The 19,568-nt window shown below is 67.2% G+C and carries 16 protein-coding genes; 12 read left to right on the top strand and 4 right to left on the bottom strand.

The window, feature by feature from the left end:
* Positions 1-25: 25 nt before the first annotated feature.
* The 4 genes from AC1RNQ_RS05860 to AC1RNQ_RS05875 are packed head-to-tail and all read right to left on the bottom strand — an operon-like array spanning position 26 to position 6,423.
* Entirely contained in the window at positions 26-3,073 is a 3,048-nt protein-coding gene (locus tag AC1RNQ_RS05860; RefSeq protein WP_493169667.1) for a TonB-dependent receptor domain-containing protein, read from the bottom strand.
* 35 nt (positions 3,074-3,108) lie between these two features.
* Entirely contained in the window at positions 3,109-4,578 is a 1,470-nt protein-coding gene (locus AC1RNQ_RS05865; protein WP_493169669.1) for an FGGY-family carbohydrate kinase, read from the bottom strand.
* Positions 4,579-4,582: 4 nt separating this feature from the next.
* Entirely contained in the window at positions 4,583-5,539 is a 957-nt protein-coding gene (locus tag AC1RNQ_RS05870) for a transketolase family protein (protein ID WP_493169670.1), read from the bottom strand.
* A complete protein-coding gene (locus AC1RNQ_RS05875; protein WP_493169672.1) occupies positions 5,539-6,423 on the bottom strand; it encodes a transketolase in 885 nt (294 codons plus the stop codon). The genes AC1RNQ_RS05870 and AC1RNQ_RS05875 overlap by 1 nt, the downstream gene beginning before the upstream one ends.
* A gap of 259 nt (positions 6,424-6,682) precedes the next feature.
* Between AC1RNQ_RS05875 and AC1RNQ_RS05880 the strand changes: the two genes are divergently transcribed.
* From AC1RNQ_RS05880 to AC1RNQ_RS05935, 12 genes are all read left to right on the top strand, one after another.
* Entirely contained in the window at positions 6,683-7,468 is a 786-nt protein-coding gene (locus AC1RNQ_RS05880; RefSeq protein ID WP_493169674.1) for a DeoR/GlpR family DNA-binding transcription regulator, read from the top strand.
* A 34-nt stretch (positions 7,469-7,502) separates the two neighbouring features.
* A complete protein-coding gene (locus AC1RNQ_RS05885; RefSeq protein WP_493169676.1) occupies positions 7,503-8,483 on the top strand; it encodes a sugar phosphate isomerase/epimerase family protein in 981 nt (326 codons plus the stop codon).
* Between the two features lie 12 nt (positions 8,484-8,495).
* Positions 8,496-9,635 carry an FMN-dependent L-lactate dehydrogenase LldD gene (gene lldD / locus AC1RNQ_RS05890; RefSeq protein ID WP_493169677.1) on the top strand — a complete coding sequence of 380 codons (1,140 nt, stop codon included), beginning with the start codon at positions 8,496-8,498 and terminating at the stop codon, positions 9,633-9,635.
* Positions 9,632-10,396, top strand: coding sequence for an L-rhamnose 1-dehydrogenase Lra1 (gene lra1, locus AC1RNQ_RS05895; protein ID WP_493169679.1), 765 nt, complete (start codon positions 9,632-9,634; stop codon positions 10,394-10,396). Before lldD ends, lra1 begins: the two co-directional genes overlap by 4 nt.
* A gap of 7 nt (positions 10,397-10,403) precedes the next feature.
* On the top strand, positions 10,404-11,897 hold the full coding sequence (locus AC1RNQ_RS05900) for an FAD-linked oxidase C-terminal domain-containing protein (RefSeq protein WP_493169681.1): 1,494 nt from the start codon (positions 10,404-10,406) through the stop codon (positions 11,895-11,897).
* On the top strand, positions 11,897-13,000 hold the full coding sequence (locus tag AC1RNQ_RS05905) for an FAD-binding protein (protein WP_493169682.1): 1,104 nt from the start codon (positions 11,897-11,899) through the stop codon (positions 12,998-13,000). The genes AC1RNQ_RS05900 and AC1RNQ_RS05905 overlap by 1 nt, the downstream gene beginning before the upstream one ends.
* Positions 13,001-14,311, top strand: a complete 1,311-nt coding sequence (gene glcF, locus AC1RNQ_RS05910; RefSeq protein WP_493169683.1) for a glycolate oxidase subunit GlcF — start codon at positions 13,001-13,003, stop codon at positions 14,309-14,311. It begins immediately after the preceding gene.
* A 76-nt stretch (positions 14,312-14,387) separates the two neighbouring features.
* Positions 14,388-15,806 carry a glycoside hydrolase family 140 protein gene (locus AC1RNQ_RS05915; RefSeq protein WP_493169684.1) on the top strand — a complete coding sequence of 473 codons (1,419 nt, stop codon included), beginning with the start codon at positions 14,388-14,390 and terminating at the stop codon, positions 15,804-15,806.
* 10 nt (positions 15,807-15,816) lie between these two features.
* Complete coding sequence (gene rhmD, locus AC1RNQ_RS05920) at positions 15,817-17,043, top strand: L-rhamnonate dehydratase (protein ID WP_493169686.1); 1,227 nt, start codon at positions 15,817-15,819, stop codon at positions 17,041-17,043.
* Positions 17,044-17,066: 23 nt separating this feature from the next.
* On the top strand, positions 17,067-17,921 hold the full coding sequence (locus AC1RNQ_RS05925; RefSeq protein WP_493169687.1) for a fumarylacetoacetate hydrolase family protein: 855 nt from the start codon (positions 17,067-17,069) through the stop codon (positions 17,919-17,921).
* Positions 17,918-18,652: an SDR family NAD(P)-dependent oxidoreductase gene (locus tag AC1RNQ_RS05930; protein ID WP_493169689.1), complete on the top strand. Its 735-nt coding sequence runs from the start codon at positions 17,918-17,920 to the stop codon at positions 18,650-18,652. Before AC1RNQ_RS05925 ends, AC1RNQ_RS05930 begins: the two co-directional genes overlap by 4 nt.
* Position 18,653: 1 nt before the next feature.
* Positions 18,654-19,565, top strand: coding sequence for an amidohydrolase family protein (locus tag AC1RNQ_RS05935; RefSeq protein ID WP_493169690.1), 912 nt, complete (start codon positions 18,654-18,656; stop codon positions 19,563-19,565).
* Positions 19,566-19,568: the final 3 nt, after the last annotated feature.

The raw sequence follows: 19,568 nt of genomic DNA on the forward strand, positions 1-19,568 counted from the left end.
CGCGCCGCCTCGCCACCGGACCGCATCAGAACTTCGCCCGGACACCCGCATAATAGCGGCGGCCGATCGGATCGTAGATGCCGTTGATATTGCCCGCACTGGGCAGGCCGGTCCAGAACGCCGGACGGTCGACATCGAACAGATTCTTCGCACCGACATAAAATTCGAAATTCTCGACGCCGGTGAAGCGGAGCTGCAGGTCCGTGTAGATTTTCGACCCGATGCGGAAATATTTCTCGTCGGCCACCGACCCGTTGGCGAGGCGGTAGAGCGTCTGGAAATTCTCGTAATCCAGCACCGTCGACGACATATATTCATTGTTGAGCGTGACGCCGAAATCCTCGTTTTCCCAGTTCAGGCCGACCGAGATCGAATCGCGCGGCGTGCCGACCTCGCCCATCGTATTGTCATACGCATCGCCGGTGAGCGCGCGGAACCCGTTCTTGATCAGATGGGTCCAGCTCGCCGAGATGCCCGCCGTCCCGCCGGCGACTTCGTGGCGGTAGTTCAGCGTGAAGTCGAGCCCGCGCGAGAAGGATCCGCCGCTGTTGAGGAGGCCGCGCACGACCTGTTCGACCGAACCCGTGCTGAACGCGCCCGACGCCTGCGTGCGCCGCGTCACGAACTGGCAGAATTCGGGCAGACCCTCACGATAGCATTTGTTGAGCACCGTCGCCGCGGCGAGCCGGCTGATCGCATCGTCGAGCTTGATGTCGAAATAGTCGGCAGTGAAGGTCAGGTTGCGGAGCGCGTCGATCGAGCGCGGATTGACCACCACGCCCAGCGTCAGCGTCTTGCCGACCTCCTCCTGGATGTTCACGTTGCTCGCGGTGATGCCGCCGACGCCATTCAGATCGGATTGGGTCAGCGTGAAGGTGCCACCGTTCGCCTGCATGTTCGCCAGGATCGCGGGCACCGCGCGGCAATTGTCCGCCGTCGCGCTCTGCGTCGTCAGGGTGATGCCCTGGCAGGGGTCGGTGATCGCGATGATGCCCGCCGCCGACGGCGCGAAGAGCTCCCCGATGTTCGGCGCGCGCACCGCATGGGCATAGACGGCGCGGAAGCGGATATCCTCGATCGGCGACCATTCGAGCCCGGCGTTCCACGCATAGAAGGTGCCGACCGTCGAATAGTCCGACAGGCGCACCGCGCCGCGTGCGGTCAGATTGTGGAAGAAAGGCGTGTCGGCCAGGATCGGAACGACGAGCTCGCCATAGACTTCCTTGACGTCGAACGAACCCGCGGTGTTGATCAGCTGCACATAGCCGTTGCGCGCCGCGTTGGTCAGCGGGTCGAAGATGTCGCGGCTCGTCTCCTTGCGATATTCCGCGCCCGCCGCGATCTGTACCGCGCCTGCGGGAAGCTGGAACAGCGGCCCCGTGATGCTGGCGGCCACGACCTGCATCGTCTGCTTGGAATCGCGGGTGAGGCTGGTCTGGAGATATTTGATCGCCTCGGGCGAGATCTTGGTGCTGCCGTCGGCGTTGAGGCCATAGACGTTGATCGGGACGCAGCCCTGCGCACGCGCTGTGGCGTTAAGGCAAATCGCTTCCGTGCGGTTGCCGTCATTGTCATAGTCGAACTGGTCGGGAATGACCTGCAGCGCCTCGGCAAGGTTGAACAGGTTCGCGAGGCCGCTCATCGACTGATGCTGCTTGGTAAAGCCATATTGATAATAGGCATCGACGTTCCAGTCGCCGCCAAGGTCGACCTGCGTGCCGATCACCGCGCGGAAATTGTCGCGCTCGGTCGGGATCAGGCGCGTGCCCGGCGCGAACATGGTGGTGCGCAGCAGGAAGCTCAGATCCTTCGACCCGATCGCGTCATTGTTGTTGCGATTGGTCGCCGCCGCGAAGACCGCCGCCGGGACGAGCGGGTTGGCGAGCCGCACCGCGGTGCCGGTCGTCGGATCGAGCACGCTGAATTCGATCGGATAGAAGCCGCCGGTGCCCGGGAAGGCGCCGAGCGCGCTGTCGGTGCGCATCGGCGACGCCTCCATGCGGCCGTCGGTGCGGACATTGGCGAAGGTCGATTCAAAGAAGACGGAGATCTTGTCATCGACCTCATAGTTGAGGCGGGTCGCGAAGGTCATGCGCTTCGACGGCGAGGCGAGCAGCTGGTCGCCGGCCCGGTTGAAGCCATCGGTCGCGGCATTATAGGCACGGAAAGTGCCGTCGGACAGGATGATGCGGTTACCGCTGGCACCGATCACGAACGCGCCGCCCGGCCCGACGTTCGACGGCACATAGGTCCGCGTGAAAAGATTCTGCGCCGCGATCAGATTGGCGTCGCTGTTCGCCGCGACACGCTGCGTCGTCCCGAGGCTGGTGAAGTCGAACGCAGAGAAATCGCGGTCCTTGGCCTCGATCGACCCTTCCTGGTTCCAGCCCGCATAGAGCATCAGATTGCCGCGCCCGTCGGCGAAATTGGTGCCGTAGGTCGCGTTCGCGGCGAGCTGCCAGTCGTCGCCGCGTTCCGAAATGCCCGACTGGACGTTGAGCTGAAGCCCTTCGAGATCCTTCTTGTAGATGAAGTTCACCACGCCCGCGATCGCGTCCGAACCATAGACCGCCGACGCACCGCCGGTCAGCACGTCGACGCGCTCGACGAACGACGACGGGATCATCGACAGGTCGACCTGCGCGGTGCCGGGCACGCCGGCGACCGAACGGCGGCCGTCGATCAGCACCAGCGTCCGGTCGGCGCCGAGGTTGCGAAGGTTGACCGTCGCGAGACCCGGATTGGTCGTGTTGCCGGTGCTCGTACGGGTCAGGCCGGGGACCCCGACCGCCGGAATCTGCTGCAGGGCATCCTGAACGTTGGTCGCGCCGGAATTTTCCAGAGTCTCGCTGGTCACGGCCTGCAGCGGCGACGGCGAGGTCAGGGTCGGGCTCTTGATGCGGCTGCCCGTCACGATGATCGGCGCGTCGGCCGAAACCTCTTCGTCCTGCGGCGGCAGCACGTCCTGCGCCGCGGCGGCGGTGGCGCCGAGGAACGCGACGCTCGTCCCGGCGAGCAGCATGGCACGGCGCATCGCGCGCGCGGAACCCGATTGGCCTACAAATCTCTTCATCTTCCCTCTCCCTTTTCCTTGTCGTTGTTTCCGGCTCAACCGCCGGTTATCCGGGCGATGGCCTCGCGCCATCCGGTCCTGATTTCTGTCCGCGCGCAGATCGCGAGCGACGGCTGGAAACGGTCGCTCGCAGCCGCTTCCCGCGCGGCGGGGGCGATCCCCAGCGCTTCGCTCGCCAGCCGCGCAACCCCGATCGCGCCCGCCTCGGCCACCGCCGGGCGGACGATGTCGCAGCCGGCGAGGTCGGCGAGCATCTGCATCAGCAGCGCGTTGCGCGTACCGCCGCCATCGACGAGCAGTTCGGCGAAGCGCGTGCCGAGGTCGGCCTCGATCGCCGCGAAGACGTCACCGATCTGCAGCGCGATCGCCTCGATCGCCGCGCGCGCGATATGCGCGGGGCGGGTGCCGAGCGACATGCCCGAAATCTGCCCGCGCGCGGCGCTGCACCAGTGCGGCGCGCCGAGCCCGGCGAGCGCGGGCACGAAGACGACCCCGCCATTGTCGGGCACCGTTAGCGCGAGATCGGTGAGCGCCGCCTCGTCGGCGAGACCCAGCAGCGTGGTGGCAAATGCCGCGGCCTGACCCGACACCGAGATATTGCCCTCGAGCGCATGCTGCACCACGCCGCCGCGGCTCCACGCGATCGTCCCCGACAGCCCGTGCGACGAACGCACGCGCCCGTCGGTCGCGGTCATCAGCGAGCTTCCGGTGCCGATCGTCGCCTTGATCCCGCCGGGTTCGGTCAGCCCGTGGCCGAACAGCGCAGCATGGCTGTCGCCGAGCATCGCATGCACCGGCGTCCCTTCGGGCAGCGCGGTCAGCCCCGGCGCGACGCTGCCGAAGCGGCTGTCGGACGAGCGGATTTCGGGGAGAATGCCGAGCGGCACGTCGAAAAGTTCGGCAAGCCGCGGGTCCCAGCCGAGCGTGTCGAGGCTGAACAGCTGGGTGCGCGACGCATTGCTGTGATCGGTCGCGTGCACCGCACCGCCGGTCAGGTTCCACAGCATCCAGCTGTCGACCGTGCCGCAGCGCAGCTCGCCCGCGGCGGCACGCACGCGGCCGTCGGGGACGCTGTCGAGCAGCCAAGCGATCTTCGCCGCGGGGAACAGCGGGTCGAGCCCCAGCCCGCTCCGCGCCGCGATTTCGTCGCCCTGCCCCGCCGCGCGCAGCGCCGCGCAACGCGCTTCCGAGCGGCGGCATTGCCAGATGACCGCAGGCGCGACGGGCTTGCCCGTGGCGGCTTCCCACAGCACCACCGTCTCGCGCTGGTTCGAGATGGCAAGCGCCGCGATCTCGGCCTCGGGCGCCGCGGCGACCAGTTCGGCGATCAGCGCCGCGACGGCTTCCCAGATATCCGACGCCGACTGCTCGGCCCAACCCGCGCGCGGATAGTCGATCCGCATCGGCCGCGAGCGCGACAGCAGCACCGACCCGTCGGCGCCGACCAGCAACGCCTTGGTATTCGACGTCCCCTGATCGATCGCGAGGATGACGGGCGCGGTCATCGGTTCAGCCCCGCAGCGCCAGCAGGTCGCGTGCGGCGCCGGCGATACCCTCGGCGGTCAGCCCCGCCTGCTCGAACAGCCAGTCGACCGAGCCGGTCGGCTGGAAGCCCGCAAAGCCCAGCATCCGCATCCGCACCGGCGCATGCTGCGCACAATATTCGGCGACCGCGCCGCCGAGCCCGCCATGCGCGAGTCCTTCCTCGGCGGTGACGATCGCACCCGTCGCGGCGGCGGCGGCGAGCGCTTCGGGATCGAGTGGCGAAACCGTCGCCATGTTGATGACACGCGCAGCGATCCCCTCGGCGGCGAGCGCCTCGGCCGCAGCGAGCGCGCGGTGAACGAGCGTGCCGTTGACGACGAGCGCGATATCGCCGCCCTCGCGCAACACCTCGGCCTTGCCGATGGTGAAGGCGGCGTCCGCCGGGCGCGCAAGTTCGGGCACCGGCATGCGGCTGATCTTGACATAGACGGGGCCGTCGTGCGCCGCAGCGGCCTTGATCGCGGCTGCGGTTTCCCACGGGTCGGCGGGGACGATCACGGTCAGCTTGTCGATCGCGCGCAGCCAGGCGACATCCTCGATGCTGTGATGCGTCGCGCCAAGCTCGCCATAGGCGACCCCCGACGAGATGCCGCAGAGCTTCACATTCTGTTCGCTATACGCGCAGTCGGCCTTGATCTGCTCCATCGCACGCGCGGTCAGGAAGCAGCCCGCGCCGCTGACGAAGGGGATCTTGCCGCCGTTCGCCAGCCCCGCGCCGACGCCGACCATATTCTGCTCGGCGATGCCGACGTTGATCAGGCGTTCGGGAAAGCGGTCGCGGAACTTGCCGAGCTTCGACGAGCCGACCGAATCGTTGACGACCGCGACGATGCGGCTGTCTTCGGCCGCGAGTTCCTCGACCGCGCGGACATAGGCATCGCGGCAGTCGAACAGTCCGGCGGGGGCGCTGACGGCGGCCATCACTTCATCTCCGCTTCGAGTTCGGCGCCAAGTTCTTTCAGCGCCTGCGCATATTGCTCGGCATTGGGGACGCCGTGGTGCCAGCCGGCCTGATCGCGCATGAAACTGACCCCCTGCCCCTTGTGCGTGTCGGCGATGATGACGCGCGGCTTGTCGCGCGGTTCGGCGGCGGCGTCGAAAGCCGCGAGCAAGGCTTCATGGTCGTGTCCGTCGACCCCCGCGACCTCCCAACCGAAAGCGCGCCATTTGTCGGCGAGCGGTTCGAGGCCGTTGATATCCTCGGTCTTCGCACCCTGCTGGAGGCGGTTGCGGTCGACGATGACGGTCAGCTTGCCGAGCCCGCGGTGCCCCGCGAACATCGCCGCCTCCCACACACTGCCTTCCTGCAATTCGCCGTCACCCGTGAGGACGAAGGTCCGAAAGTCGGCCCCGTCGATCTGCCCCGCGACCGCGATGCCGACCGCGACCGGCAGGCCGTGGCCGAGCGGACCGGTGTTGGTCTCGACCCCGGGCAGATAGGCGCGATTGGGATGGCCGTTGAGCCGCGAACCGGGCTTGAGATAGGTGTCGAGCTCGGCCTCGGGGAAAAATCCGGCGCCCGCGAGCGCGGTATAGAGCGCGCCCGTGCAATGGCCCTTGCTCATTACGAAGCGGTCGCGATCAGGCGCCGACGGCTTTTCCGAGTCGATCCGCAAAATATCGAAATAGAGCGATGCGAGGATGTCGGCGGCCGAAAGATCGCCGCCCGGATGCCCCTGCCCCGCGTCGACGATCATGCCGAGCAGGCGGCGGCGCATCCAGTTCGCACGCTCGCGAACGCACTCAATCCGCGCATTTTCGACGCCATAGCGCCCGCCAGACTGTGCGAGTCCCACCGTTTCCATCACCCTCTCCTGCGGCGCCCATAGCCCATATTGAATCTCGGCGCAACAAATAGTAATATTATATGCGATGTCGAATCATTCTTTCGATTTTTTTCGTTTTGTGACGATATCGGCAAAAATTGACAAGAAACGAAAATCGGGGCTAGGAGAGGCGACCGTCATGGATAACGGCGGAGAAGCATGCAGGAGGGGTGATGCCGAGATCGTCCGGCCCGTTCGTGGCCCAGGCTGGCGCCGCGCGCATCGCGGGAGGCGCCGCATGACCGACGGCACCCGCTCGCGGCTGCTTGGCGAGGCACGCCGCGGCAAGATATTGGAATGGCTGCAGGAAGAGGGCAGCGCACGGGTGCGCAGCCTGGCCGAGGCCTTTAACGTGTCCGAAGTCACGGTGCGCCAGGACCTCGAGAAACTCGAAGCCGAGGGGCATATCGTTCGCGAGCACGGCGGCGCCTTCCTGAAATCGGTGACGCAGCAGGTCCATTCGATGGCGCTGCAGCACAACCAGAATATGGACGCCAAGCAGCGCATCGGCCGCGCCGCCGCGGCGCTGGTCGGCGACGGCGAGAGCATCATCCTCGATTCGGGATCGACGACGACCGAGGTCGCGGCGAACCTGCTCGGCCGCCGCGACATGACCGTCGTGACCAACGCTCTGAACATAGCGCTGATGCTCGGCGCCGAGCCGGGATTCGACGTCCATATGCCCGGCGGCCATTTCAAGGCGCCGACCTTGTCGCTGTCGGGCGAGCGCTCGGCCGACTATTTCACCGGGCTGTTCGCCGAGAAACTCTTCCTCGCCACCGCGGCGATCGACCTCGACGCGGGGCTCACCTATCCCTCGCTGTCCGACATTTCGGTCAAGCGCGCGATGATCGACGCAGCACGGCAGGTCATCCTGGTCGCCGATTCGAGCAAGATCGGCGCGCGCAGCTTCTCCGCGCTCGGCGGCATCGACCTGATCGACATCCTGGTCACCGACGACGGCATCGACAAGGCGCGCCACGCCGCCTTCGCCGCCGCCGGCGTCGAGGTGATCGTCGCCTGAACCTTCCGCAAAACCCCCGAGAGGATCGCAGCAAATGAGCACCCAAAAATATGGCGCCGGCATCTGGCACTTCGCCACTTATGTCGATCGCTACGCGACCGACGGCTATGGCCCCGCGCGCACCCTGATCGAGATGATCGACCTCGCCGGGCAGGTCGACGACCTGTCGGTGGTCGACATCAACTATCCCTTCGCCGATCCCGACCTGTCGCTCGACACGGTCGAAGCGGCGCTGAAGCGCAACAACCTCTCGGTCATCGGCATCACCCCCGAAATCTACACCCGCCAGTTCGCCAAGGGCGCCTTCACCAACCCCGATCCCGGCATTCGCCGCCTGGCCAACGAAATGTGCAACGACGCCGCCAATGTCGTGCGCCGCTTCGGCGCCGATTATGTCAAGCTGTGGCCCGGGCAGGACGGCTGGGACTATCCCTTCCAGGTCGACCACAAGAAGCTCTGGCAGCAGAGCGTCGAAGGCATCGGCGAGCTCGCGGGCCAGAACCCCGACCTCAAATTCGTGATCGAGTATAAGCCGCGCGAGCCGCGCTGCCACATGAGCTACGACAGCATGGCGCGCACCCTGCTGGGCATCGAGAAGATGGGCCAGCCCAATGTCGGCATCCTGCTCGACTTCGGCCATTCGCTCTACGGCGGCGAAAGCCCCGCCGACGCGGCGCAACTCGCGATCGACCATGGCCGGCTGTTCGGCATGGACGTGAACGACAATTTCCGCAGCTGGGACGACGACCTGGTCGCGGGGTCGGTGCACCCGATCGAGCTGTTCGAATTCTTCTACACGCTCAGGAAGAACAAGTGGGAAGGCGTGTGGCAGCTCGACCAATTCCCCTTCCGCGAAGACAGCGTCGCCGCCGCGAACAGCGCGATCGGTTTCCTGAAGGCGGTCGAGCGCGCGCTCGACAAGCTCGATTTCGAGGCGATGCAGAAGGCGCAGGACCAGCATGACGCGATCACCGCGCTCAACCTCGCGCGCCAGGCGCTTTTCAGCTCCTTCTGATAGGGTGACGGCGTGATCATCTCCTCGGCCCATGATTTCCGCGAAGCGGCGCGGCGGCGCATCCCGCGCTTCCTGTTCGATTATGCCGACGGCGGCGCCTATGCCGAGGAGACGCTGCGCCGCAACGTCGGCGACCTCGCGGGCATCGCGCTCCGCCAGCGCGTGCTGCGCGACGTCGCGTCGATCGATCTGAAGACGACGCTCTTCGGGCGCGAGATCGCGCTGCCCATCGCGCTCGCGCCGGTCGGAATCAGCGGCATGTATGCGCGCCGCGGCGAGGTGCAGGCGGCGCGCGCGGCGAAGGCGGCCGGCATCCCCGCCTGTCTCTCGACCGTGTCGATCTGCCCGATCGCCGATGTCGCGAAAGCCGCCGATCCCTTCTGGTTCCAGCTCTATGTCCTGCGCGACCGCGCCTTCATGAAGGACCTGATCGCCGCCGCGAAGGCGGCGGGGGCCGAGGCGCTGGTCTTCACCGTCGACATGCCCGTCCCCGGCGCGCGCTATCGCGACGCGCATTCGGGCATGTCGGGCCCCAACGCACCGCTGCGCCGCATCGTCCAGGCGATGTTCAAGCCGCGCTGGGCGTGGGACGTTGGACTGTGGGGAAGACCGCACACGCTGGGCAACCTCGGCCCGGTGCTCGGCGACAAGAACGGGCTCGACGACTATATGGGTTGGATCGGCGCCAATTTCGATCCGTCGATCCAGTGGAAGGACCTCGACTGGATCCGAGCCGAATGGGACGGACCGCTGATCCTGAAAGGCATCCTCGATCCCGAGGACGCGCGCGAGGCGGCGGCGATCGGCGCCGACGGCATCGTCGTGTCGAACCATGGCGGGCGCCAGCTCGACGGCGTGCTGTCGAGCGCGCGCGCATTGCCCGCGATCGCCGATGCGGTGGGCGACCGGCTGACCGTGCTCGCCGACGGCGGCGTGCGCAGCGGGCTCGACGTCGTGCGCATGCTGGCGCTGGGCGCCAGGGGCGTGCTGCTCGGCCGCGCCTGGCTATGGGCACTCGCGGCCGAAGGTGAGACGGGGGTCGCCAGGCTGCTCGAGCTGATCGCGAAGGAAATGACGGTCGCGATGACGCTGACCGGGGTCAACCGGATCGATGCGATCACGCACGCGATCCTGGCAGAGGATGTGAAATGAAGCTTCTCGAAGGCAAGACGGTGCTGGTCACCGGCGGATCGACCGGCATCGGCCGCGCCGCCGCGATCGGCGCGGCACGGCATGGCGCGAACGTCGCGATCAACTATGCGTCGAGCGACGACAAGGCGCGCTCGTGCGTCGCCGAGATCGAGGCGCTCGGGCAACAGGGCCTCGCGGTGAAAGGCGACGTCGCGCTGCCCGAGACCGCGACCGAGTTCGTCGCGAAAGCGGTCGAGTCCTTCGGGCGCGTCGATGTAATGGTGTCGAACGCGGGCATCTGCCCCTTCCATGCCTTTCTCGACATGCCCGTCGAGACGGTCGACCGCACCTTTCGCGTCAACCTCCACGGCGCCTATTATATGGTGCAGGCGGCCGCGAAGCAAATGGTCGAGCAGGGCCAGGGCGGCGCGATCGTTGCGGTGTCGTCGATCTCGGCGCTCGTCGGCGGCGAGTACCAGACGCATTACACCCCGACCAAGGCGGGGGTGCATTCGCTGATGCAGTCGGCGGCGATCGCGCTCGGCAAGCATGGTATCCGCTGCAATTCGGTGCTGCCGGGGACGATCCTGACCGAGATCAACAAGGATGATCTCGCCGACCTCGACAAGGTCCGCTACATGGAATCGCGCACCCCGCTCGGCCGCCTCGGCCAGCCCGAGGATCTCGCGGGGCCGATCGTCTTCCTCGCCTCCGACATGGCAGCCTATGTCACCGGCGCGGCGCTGCTCGTCGATGGCGGGATGTTCGTGAACCTGCAATAAGGCGCCGATGTCACTCGTCATGCCCTTGCCCGACGCCGCGACGCTCGCACGGCGCGGCGAGATCGCTGCGGCGATGCGCGCGATCGTGCCGGGCGAGGGCGTGATCGACGACGAAGACGCGCTGCGCCCCTATGAGAGCGACGCGCTGACCGCCTATCGCCAGCCGCCCTTGCTCGTCGTGCTGCCCGAGACGGTCGAACAGGTCGCCGCGGTGCTCGCCTGGTGCCATGCCAACAAGGTCAAGGTCGTGCCGCGGGGCGCGGGAACCTCGCTGTCGGGCGGCGCGCTGCCGCTCGCCGATGCAGTGCTGCTCGGCATGGCGAAGTTCAACCGCGTCCTCGACATCGACTATGCCGACCGCGTCGCGGTGGTGCAGCCGGGGGTCACCAACCTGGCGATCACGCGCGCGGTCGAGGACGCCGGCTTCTATTACGCCCCCGACCCGTCGAGCCAGATCGCCTGCACCATCGGCGGCAATGTCGCCGAAAATTCGGGCGGGGTGCATTGCCTGAAATATGGGCTCACCACCAACAATGTGCTCGGCGTCGAGCTGGTAACGATCGAGGGCGAGGTCATCCGCCTCGGCGGGCGCGGGCTCGAACCCGCGGGGCTCGACCTGCTCGGGGTGATCGTCGGCTCCGAAGGCCTGCTCGGGGTCGTCACCGAAGTCATCGTCCGCATCCTCCCGCGCCCCGAGACCGCGAAGGCGCTGCTGATCGGTTTCGACAGCGTCGAGGACGCCGGGCGCTGCGTCGCCGAAATCATCGCGGGCGGCATCATCCCCGCCGGCATGGAGATGATGGACCGTTCCGCGATCCACGCCGCCGAGGCCTTTGTGGGCGCCGGCTATCCGCTCGACGTCGAGGCGCTGCTGATCGTCGAGCTCGACGGCCCCGGCGCCGAATGCACGCATCTGGTCAGCGAGGTCGAGGCGATCGCGCGGGCGAACGGCGCGGTGTCGCTGCGTACCTCGGCCGACGACGACGAGCGCGCCGCCTTCTGGGCCGGGCGCAAGGCCGCCTTCCCCGCGGCGGGGCGCATCTCGCCCGATTATTATTGCATGGACGGCACCATCCCGCGCCGCCGCCTGCCCGAGGTGCTGGCGCGGATGAAGGAGCTGTCGGCGCAATATGGGCTCGGCGTGATCAACGTCTTCCACGCCGGCGACGGCAACCTCCACCCGCTGATCCTCTACGACGCCAACCAGCCGGGCCAGCTCGAACGCGCCGAGGCGTTCGGCGCCGATATCCTGCGGCTGTGCGTCGCAGTCGGCGGCGTCCTGACCGGCGAGCATGGCGTCGGGGTCGAGAAGCGCGACCTGATGCATACGATGTTTTCGGAGGTCGACCTGGCGCACCAGCAACGCGTCAAATGCGCCTTCGATCCCGAATTGCTGCTCAACCCCGGCAAGATGTTCCCGCAGCTCCACCGCTGCGCCGAGCTGGGGCGGATGCATGTGCACCGGGGTGAGGTGGCGTTTCCCGAGCTGCCGCGCTTCTGATGCTGCGTCCCGCCAACATCGAGGAGCTTTGCGCGATCGTCGCCGACGCGCGCGAACGCGGCACCAAGCTGCGACTGCGCGGTGACGGCTCGAAAGATGCGATCGGCGCGCCGACGCCGGAAGCCACCATCGTCGATATGCGCGGCTTTGCCGGCGTGGTCGATTACGACCCGCCCGAGCTGGTGCTCACGGTCGGCGCGGCAACGCCGCTCGCCGAGGTGCAGGCGCTCGTCGCGGCGGAAGGACAGATGCTCGCTTTCGATCCCTTCGACCATGGTCCAATGCTCGGCGGCGCAGCGGGCGGCGCCACGATCGGCGGCGTCATCGCCGCCGGGGTGTCTGGGCCGGGGCGGCTGAGCGGCGGCGCGGCGCGCGACCATCTGCTCGGCTTCACCGCGGTGTCGGGGCGCGGCGAGCGCTTCGTCGCGGGCGCGAAGGTGGTCAAGAATGTCACCGGATATGACCTCTCCAAGCTCGTCACCGGCAGCTGGGGTCGGCTCGCCGCGCTCACCGAAGTGACGCTCAAAGTCCTGCCCGCGCCGCGCGAGCGTCGGACACTCGTCGTGCGCGGGCTCGATCCCGCGGCGGCGGTAGCGCGTCTGGCCGAGGCGCTGGGGTCGGCGGCCGAGGTGTCGGCGGCGGCGCATCTCCCCGACTGGCAGGGCGCGGCGGTCACCGCGCTGCGGTTCGACGGCTTTCCCCCGTCGATCACGGCGCGCGCGGCGATGCTGCCCGACTTCACCGCGATCCCCGACGGCGAGGCCTTGTGGGAGGCGGTGCGCTTCGCCGCGCCCCTGCCCGCCGACCAGCCGCTGTGGCGCATCATCGTCGCGCCGAGCCGGGCGCCAGGCGTGGTCGCCGCGCTGCCTGGCGCCGACTGGCTGTTCGACTGGGCCGGCGGGCTGATCTGGCTGGCGGGCGAGGCCGATCCGCGTGCGGCGGCCGAAGCGGCGGGCGGCCATGCGATGTTGGTGCGCGCCGGTGAGGCGATGCGGACCGCAGTGCCGACGCTGCATCCGCAGCCCGCCGCGCTTGCGGCGCTGGAAGCGCGGGTGCGGCGCGCCTTCGATCCCGATGGCGTGTTCGAGACGGGGCGCTTTTAGATGCAGACGCATTTTTCGCCGCAGCAGCTGGCCGATCCGGCGATGGCATCGTCCGAGGGGGTGATCCGCAAATGCGTGCATTGCGGCTTCTGCACCGCGACCTGCCCGACCTATGCACTGCTCGGCGACGAACTGGACAGTCCGCGCGGGCGCATCTACCTGATCAAGGACATGCTCGAGAATGAGCGCCAGCCGAGCGCGGAGGTCGTCAAGCATGTCGACCGCTGCCTCTCATGCCTGTCGTGCATGACGACCTGCCCCTCGGGGGTGAATTACATGCACTTGGTCGACCATGCGCGCGCCTATATCGAGGAACGCTATGAGCGGCCGTGGCCCGAGCGGGTGCTGCGGCGGATGCTGGCGGCGATCCTGCCCTATCCCGGCCGCTTCCGCCTCGCGCTCGATGCCGCCGCGCTCGCGCGGCCGCTCGCGCCGCTGTTGACCAAGGTGCGCGGGCTGAAGCCGGTCGCGGCGATGCTGGCGCTGGCCCCGCGCCGCCTGCCGCCCGAGATCGCGGCGCGGTCGTCGACGGTCCTCGCTGCCAAAGGCCGGGTGGCGTTGCTTCACGGATGCGCCGAGCCGGTGCTGCGCCCCGAGTTCCAGGCGGCCGCGATTCGCCTCCTCAACCGCACCGGGCACGATGTCATCTTCGCCCCCGGCGAAGGCTGCTGCGGCGCGCTGGTGCATCATATGGGGCGCGAGACCGACAGCCTCGACGCGGCGCGGCGTAATGTCGATGCGTGGATGCACGAGATCGAGGCGGGCGGGCTCGAAGCGATCCTCGTCACCGCATCGGGCTGCGGGACGACGATCAAGGACTATGGATTCATGCTGCGCGGCGACCCCGCCTACGCCGATAAGGCGGCGCGCGTTTCGGCGCTGGCGAAAGACGTCAGCGAGTTCCTCGCCACGATCGACCTGCCCGCGGGCGACGGGCGCGGGCTGGTCGTCGCCTACCACGCCGCCTGCTCGCTGCAGCACGGACAGAAGGTCGTCGACGCGCCCAGACACCTGCTGACGGCGGCGGGTTATCAGGTGCGCACCCCGGCCGAGGCGCATCTCTGCTGCGGGTCGGCGGGGACATACAACATCCTGCAGCCCGAGATCGCGGGGCAGCTCGGCGGCCGCAAGGTCGCGCATCTCGAACGGCTCGACGCCGACGTCATCGCGACGGGAAATATCGGCTGCGCGATGCAGATCGGCGCGCGCTCGGGCACCCCCGTGGTCCACACGGTCGAGCTGCTCGACTGGGCCACCGGCGGGCCGATGCCGGCGGCGCTGGCGCGACAAAATGTCGGGAACAGTGCTTGACCAATTAATACTATTATATGTATAAACACTCCTCGATAGCAAAGCGGCCCAGCCGCGTCGGGGAGAGTGTCAAAAGATGAAAGCCGGCCTAGCCCTGCTCGCCGCGCTGGCGACCACGCTGGCAACTCCCGCCGCCGCCTCGAAGGACGCGACCCCGCCGCTGACGGTCTCTGCGAATGGCCGTTATCTCGAAGCCGGCGGCAAGCCCTTCTTCTGGCTCGGCGACACCGCCTGGCTGCTGCTGAGCCGTCTCGACCGCGACGAGACCGAACGCTATCTCGCGACGCGCCAGCGGCAGGGTTTCAACGTCGTGCAGGTGATGCTGCTGCACACCCCCAAGATGACGAGCCGCTATGCCGCCCCCGCGCTGGTCGAGGGCGACCCGGGCCGGCCGCGCACCACCCCGGGCAACGACCCCGCCAAGCCCGGCGAATATGATTATTGGGACCATCTCGACTGGGTGGTCGAGCGCGCCGCGGCGCACGGCATCTATGTCGCGATGGTGCCCGCGTGGGGCGATCTGGCGATGGATCGCCAGCTGACGGTCGACAACGCCCCCGCCTATGGCCGCTTCCTCGCCGAGCGCTACGGCAGGAAGCCGAACATCGCCTGGCTGAACGGCGGCGACACACGGTCCGAGATGCGCAGCGCGGTGTGGGACGCGCTGGGCACCACGATCAAGACCATCGCGCCGAAACAGCTGATGACCTTCCACCCCATCGGACGCACGAGCTCGTCGTGGCAGTGGCACGAGGCGCCGTGGCTCGACTTCAACATGTTCCAGTCGGGGCATCGCAGCTATGCACAGGAAGGTCCCAACGCGATCGCCGAGGATAATTGGCGCTATGTCGCGCAGGACCTCGCGCGCGTCCCCGCCAAACCGACGATCGACGGCGAGCCGAGCTACGAAAATATCCCGCACGGGCTGCACGAGGAAAAACAGCCGCGCTGGACCGCCGGCGACGTGCGCCGTTACGGCTGGTGGGCGGTGATGGCGGGCGCCTTTGGTCACACCTATGGCGAGAACAACGTCATGCAGATGTACCTGCCCGGCGCCGACACCGCCAATTTCGAACCCACCCTGCCCTGGTACGACGCGCTGCAAGCACCGGGAGCGGTCGGTGCGGACCAGATGCGCCACCTGCGCGCGCTCATTGAATCGCGACCGATGCTTGAACGCGTGCCCGACCAGTCGCTGATCGTCGACAATGGCACGCGCTACGACCGCATTCTCGCCAGCCGTGGCAAACATTACGCCTTCGCCTACAGCTATAACGGGCACCCCTTCACGGTGCAGCTGGGCGCCATCGCAGGCAAGCGGATCACCGCGACCTGGTATTCGCCGCGCGACGGGTCGGCGGTCCCCGCGGGCAGCTTCGACAACCGCGGCTCGCGCCGCTTCGACCCGCCCGGCGAGACAGCGCCGGGCAACGACTGGACACTCGTGCTCGACGATGCGGCGGCGGGCTTCGCCGCGCCCGGCGCGGCGCAATAGGGGGCAGGTTTTGAATATCTTGAATCAGATCGACGGGACGACCGCCGCGGGGCTGCCCAAAATCCGGCACGTCCGCGCCTATACCGTGCGCGGCGGCGGCGCCGATTATCACGACCAGCCGGGCGATCACTGGATCGACGACCATATCGCGACCCCGATGGCGCGCTATCCCGAATATCGCGCGTCGCGGCAGAGCTTCGGCATCAACGTGCTCGGCACTTTGGTGGTCGAGCTGGAGGCCGAGGACGGCACGATCGGCTTCGCGGTGACCACCGGCGGCGAGCCCGCCTGCTTCATCGTCGAAAAGCATCTCGCGCGCTTCCTGATCGGCCGCAGCCCCGCCGAATATGAGAAGATCTGGGACCAGATGTATTTCGCGACCCAATATTATGGGCGCAAGGGGCTGGTCGTGAACGCGATTTCGGGGGTCGACCTCGCGATCTGGGACCTGCTCGGCAAGCTGCGCGGCGAGCCCGTCTATCATATGCTGGGCGGCGCGGTGCGCGACGAGATGCAATTCTACGCCACCGGCGCGCGCCCCGACCTGGCCAAGGAAATGGGCTTCATCGGCGGCAAGCTGCCGCTGCACCACGGTCCCGCCGAGGGACTGGAAGGGATGGACAAGAATATCGCGCTGCTCGCCGACATGCGGTCGAAATGCGGCGACGACTTCTGGCTGATGTATGATTGCTGGATGAGCCTTGATCTCGACTATGCGACGCGGATCGCGCACCGTGCGTGGCACGAATGCGGGCTGAAATGGATCGAGGAAGCGCTCTCGCCCGACGATTATTGGGGCTATGCGCAGCTCAGGAAGAACGCGCCCAAGGGGCTGCTGGTCACCACCGGCGAGCATGAGGCGACGCGCTGGGGCTTTCGCATGCTGATGGACATGGAATGCTGCGACATCATCCAGCCCGACGTCGGCTGGTGCGGCGGGGTGACCGAGCTGATCAAGATCGCCAACTATGCCGACAGCAAGGGGGTGCTGATGATCCCGCACGGATCGTCGGTGTACAGCTATCATTTCGTGATCACGCGGCACAATTCGCCCTTCGCCGAATTCCTGATGATGCACCCCGGCCCGACCGAGGTGGTGCCGATGTTCGCGCCGCAATTGCTGGGCGAGCCAGTGCCGAAGAACGGCCGCATCCGCGCGAGCGAACTCGACAAGCCGGGCTTCGGCGTCGAACTCAACCGCGACATCGCGCTGCATCGCCCCTATCCCAACGACTGATCCAGAAAAGACAAGGACAAGCCATGAAACTCTGCCGCTATGGCGCCGCGGGCGCCGAGAAGCCCGGGCTGATCGACGCCGATGGCTGCATCCGCGATTTGAGCGCGCATGTCGCCGACATCGACGCCCTCGCGATCAGCAAAACCGGCTTGGCCGCGCTCGCCGAAATCGACCCGGCGTCACTTCCGCCGGTCGAGGGCGACGTCCGCTACGGCCCCTGCGTGATTGGTACGCGGCATTTCGTCGCGATCGGCCTGAACTATGCCGACCATGCCGCCGAATCGAACCTGCCGATCCCCGCAGAACCCGTGGTGTTCAACAAATGGGTGAGCTGCATCCAGGGGCCGAACGATCCGGTGACGATCCCGAAGGATTCGCTCAAGACCGACTGGGAGGTCGAGCTGGGCGTCGTGATCGGCACGCGCGCTTCCTATGTATCCGAGGCCGACGCGCTGAGCCATGTGGCGGGCTATTGCGTGATCAACGACGTGTCCGAGCGCCACTGGCAGCAGGAGCGCGGCATGACCTGGGACAAGGGCAAGGGTTTCCCGACCTTTGGCCCGGTCGGCCCCTGGCTGGTCACCGCCGACGAGGTCGGCGATCCGCAGCAGCTGTCGATGTGGCTGTCGGTCAACGGCAAGAAATTGCAGGACGGCAACACCAGGACGATGATCTTCACCGTCGCCGAGATCATCGCCTATTGCTCGCAGTTCATGACGCTCGAGCCCGGCGACATCATCACTACCGGCACGCCGCCGGGCGTCGGGCTGGGGCAGAAGCCCGAGCCCTGGTATCTGACGGCCGGCGACGTCGTCGAGCTGGGTATCGAGAAGCTGGGCACGCAGCGCCAGGACTTCGTCGCGTGGAAGCCCGCATGACCGGCGGACGCTTTGAAGGCCGCGTCGCGGTCGTCACCGGCGGCGCGGCGGGAATCGGCCGCGCCGCCGCCGAGCGCATGGCGGCCGAGGGCGCCAAGGTCAGTATCTGGGACATTTCCGACGCGGCGCTCGCCGATTGCGGCTTTGCGGCGCACAGCGCGCAAGTCGATCAGTCGAACGAGGCGCAGGTGATCGCCGCCGCCGCGGACGTCGTCGCTAAGCTCGGCCGGCTCGACATCCTGGTCGTCTCGGCGGGGATCACCGGGCCCAACGAGACGGTGGAAAATTATCCGTCGGACGCGTGGGAGCGGGTCATCGCGATCAACCTTCACGGCACCTTCTTCTGCAACAAGGTGGCCGTGCCGCTGATGAAGGCGAACGGCTATGGCCGCATCGTCAACATCGCATCGGTTGCGGGCAAGGAAGGCAATCCCAACGCGTCGGCCTATTCGACGTCGAAGGCAGGCGTGATCGGGCTGACGAAATCGCTGGGCAAGGAGCTGGCGAAGGACAATATCACGGTCAACGCCGTCACGCCCGCGGCGGTGAAGACCGCGATTTTCGACCAGATGACAGAGGCGCATATCGACTTCATGCTCTCGAAGATCCCGATGGGCCGCTTCGGCACGATCGACGAGAATGCGGCGATGATCTGTTTCCTCGCGAGCGAGGAAGCGAGCTTCTCTACCGCCGCGGTGTTCGACACCTCGGGCGGGCGCGCGACCTACTGACATGGCGAAGCGCCCGCCTCTGGTCGATCCGCACGTCCATCTGTGGGACCTTGCGCATATCCGCTATCCGTGGCTGACGGGGCCGTTCGACACCGACAATCCCAATGGCAGCGTCGAACCGATCGCGGTCGACTATCCGCTCGATTCCTACCTCACCGATGCCGCGAAATGGGACGTCCGCGGGATCGTGCATATCGACGCGGGGGCGGACCCGGCCGATGCATTGAAGGAAACCGAATGGCTGCAGGCGATGGCCGACGACCGCGGCCTGCCGAGCGGCATCGTCGCCTTTGCCGCGCTCGACGATCCCGAGGTCGAGCGGCTGCTCGCCGCACATATCGAGCACCGGCACGTTCGCGGTATCCGCCATATCATCAACTGGCACCCCGACCCGGCGCGCAGCTATTCGCTGGCCGATGTCACCGCGTCGAGCGCGTGGATGCGCGGCTTCGCGCTGCTCAAGCGTTTCGGGCTGAGCTTCGACCTCCAGGCCTATCCGGGGCAGCTCGCGCATCTGGCCGAACTCATCGCGAAGCATCCCGATACGCAGGTGGTCGTCAATCATACCGGGATGGCGATCCCCGGCGATGAAGACGGCTGGGGTGAGTGGCGGCGCAGAATGGCGAAGCTGGCCGGGCTGCCGAACGTCGCGTGCAAGATTTCGGGCATGGGCTTTACCTGGCGGCCGTGGGACGTGGAGCAGGCGCGGGCCTATGTGCTCGAGACGATCGCGATGTTCGGCACCGGGCGCGCGATGTTCGCGAGCAATTTCCCGACCGACAAATTGTTCGGCAGCTTCGACCAGCATTTCGATGCCTATGACGCGATCACCGCCGAGTTTTCGGACAGCGAGCGGGCGGCGCTGTTCGGGGGCAATGCGAACCGGATATATCGTCTCGGGATCGAGCTCTAGCCG

Source organism: Sphingopyxis sp. GW821-FHT12F08 (assembly GCF_058806755.1).

Coding starts and splice junctions, on each gene's coding strand:
- AC1RNQ_RS05865 (WP_493169669.1), bottom strand. CDS start 4,578: ATGACCGCGCCCGTCATCCTCGCGATCGATCAGGGGACGTCGAATACC.
- AC1RNQ_RS05915 (WP_493169684.1), top strand. CDS start 14,388: ATGAAAGCCGGCCTAGCCCTGCTCGCCGCGCTGGCGACCACGCTGGCA.
- AC1RNQ_RS05905 (WP_493169682.1), top strand. CDS start 11,897: ATGCTGCGTCCCGCCAACATCGAGGAGCTTTGCGCGATCGTCGCCGAC.
- lra1 (WP_493169679.1), top strand. CDS start 9,632: ATGAAGCTTCTCGAAGGCAAGACGGTGCTGGTCACCGGCGGATCGACC.
- AC1RNQ_RS05860 (WP_493169667.1), bottom strand. CDS start 3,073: ATGAAGAGATTTGTAGGCCAATCGGGTTCCGCGCGCGCGATGCGCCGT.
- AC1RNQ_RS05925 (WP_493169687.1), top strand. CDS start 17,067: ATGAAACTCTGCCGCTATGGCGCCGCGGGCGCCGAGAAGCCCGGGCTG.
- AC1RNQ_RS05930 (WP_493169689.1), top strand. CDS start 17,918: ATGACCGGCGGACGCTTTGAAGGCCGCGTCGCGGTCGTCACCGGCGGC.
- AC1RNQ_RS05870 (WP_493169670.1), bottom strand. CDS start 5,539: ATGGCCGCCGTCAGCGCCCCCGCCGGACTGTTCGACTGCCGCGATGCC.
- AC1RNQ_RS05935 (WP_493169690.1), top strand. CDS start 18,654: ATGGCGAAGCGCCCGCCTCTGGTCGATCCGCACGTCCATCTGTGGGAC.
- AC1RNQ_RS05885 (WP_493169676.1), top strand. CDS start 7,503: ATGAGCACCCAAAAATATGGCGCCGGCATCTGGCACTTCGCCACTTAT.
- AC1RNQ_RS05875 (WP_493169672.1), bottom strand. CDS start 6,423: ATGGAAACGGTGGGACTCGCACAGTCTGGCGGGCGCTATGGCGTCGAA.
- AC1RNQ_RS05880 (WP_493169674.1), top strand. CDS start 6,683: ATGACCGACGGCACCCGCTCGCGGCTGCTTGGCGAGGCACGCCGCGGC.
- glcF (WP_493169683.1), top strand. CDS start 13,001: ATGCAGACGCATTTTTCGCCGCAGCAGCTGGCCGATCCGGCGATGGCA.
- AC1RNQ_RS05900 (WP_493169681.1), top strand. CDS start 10,404: ATGTCACTCGTCATGCCCTTGCCCGACGCCGCGACGCTCGCACGGCGC.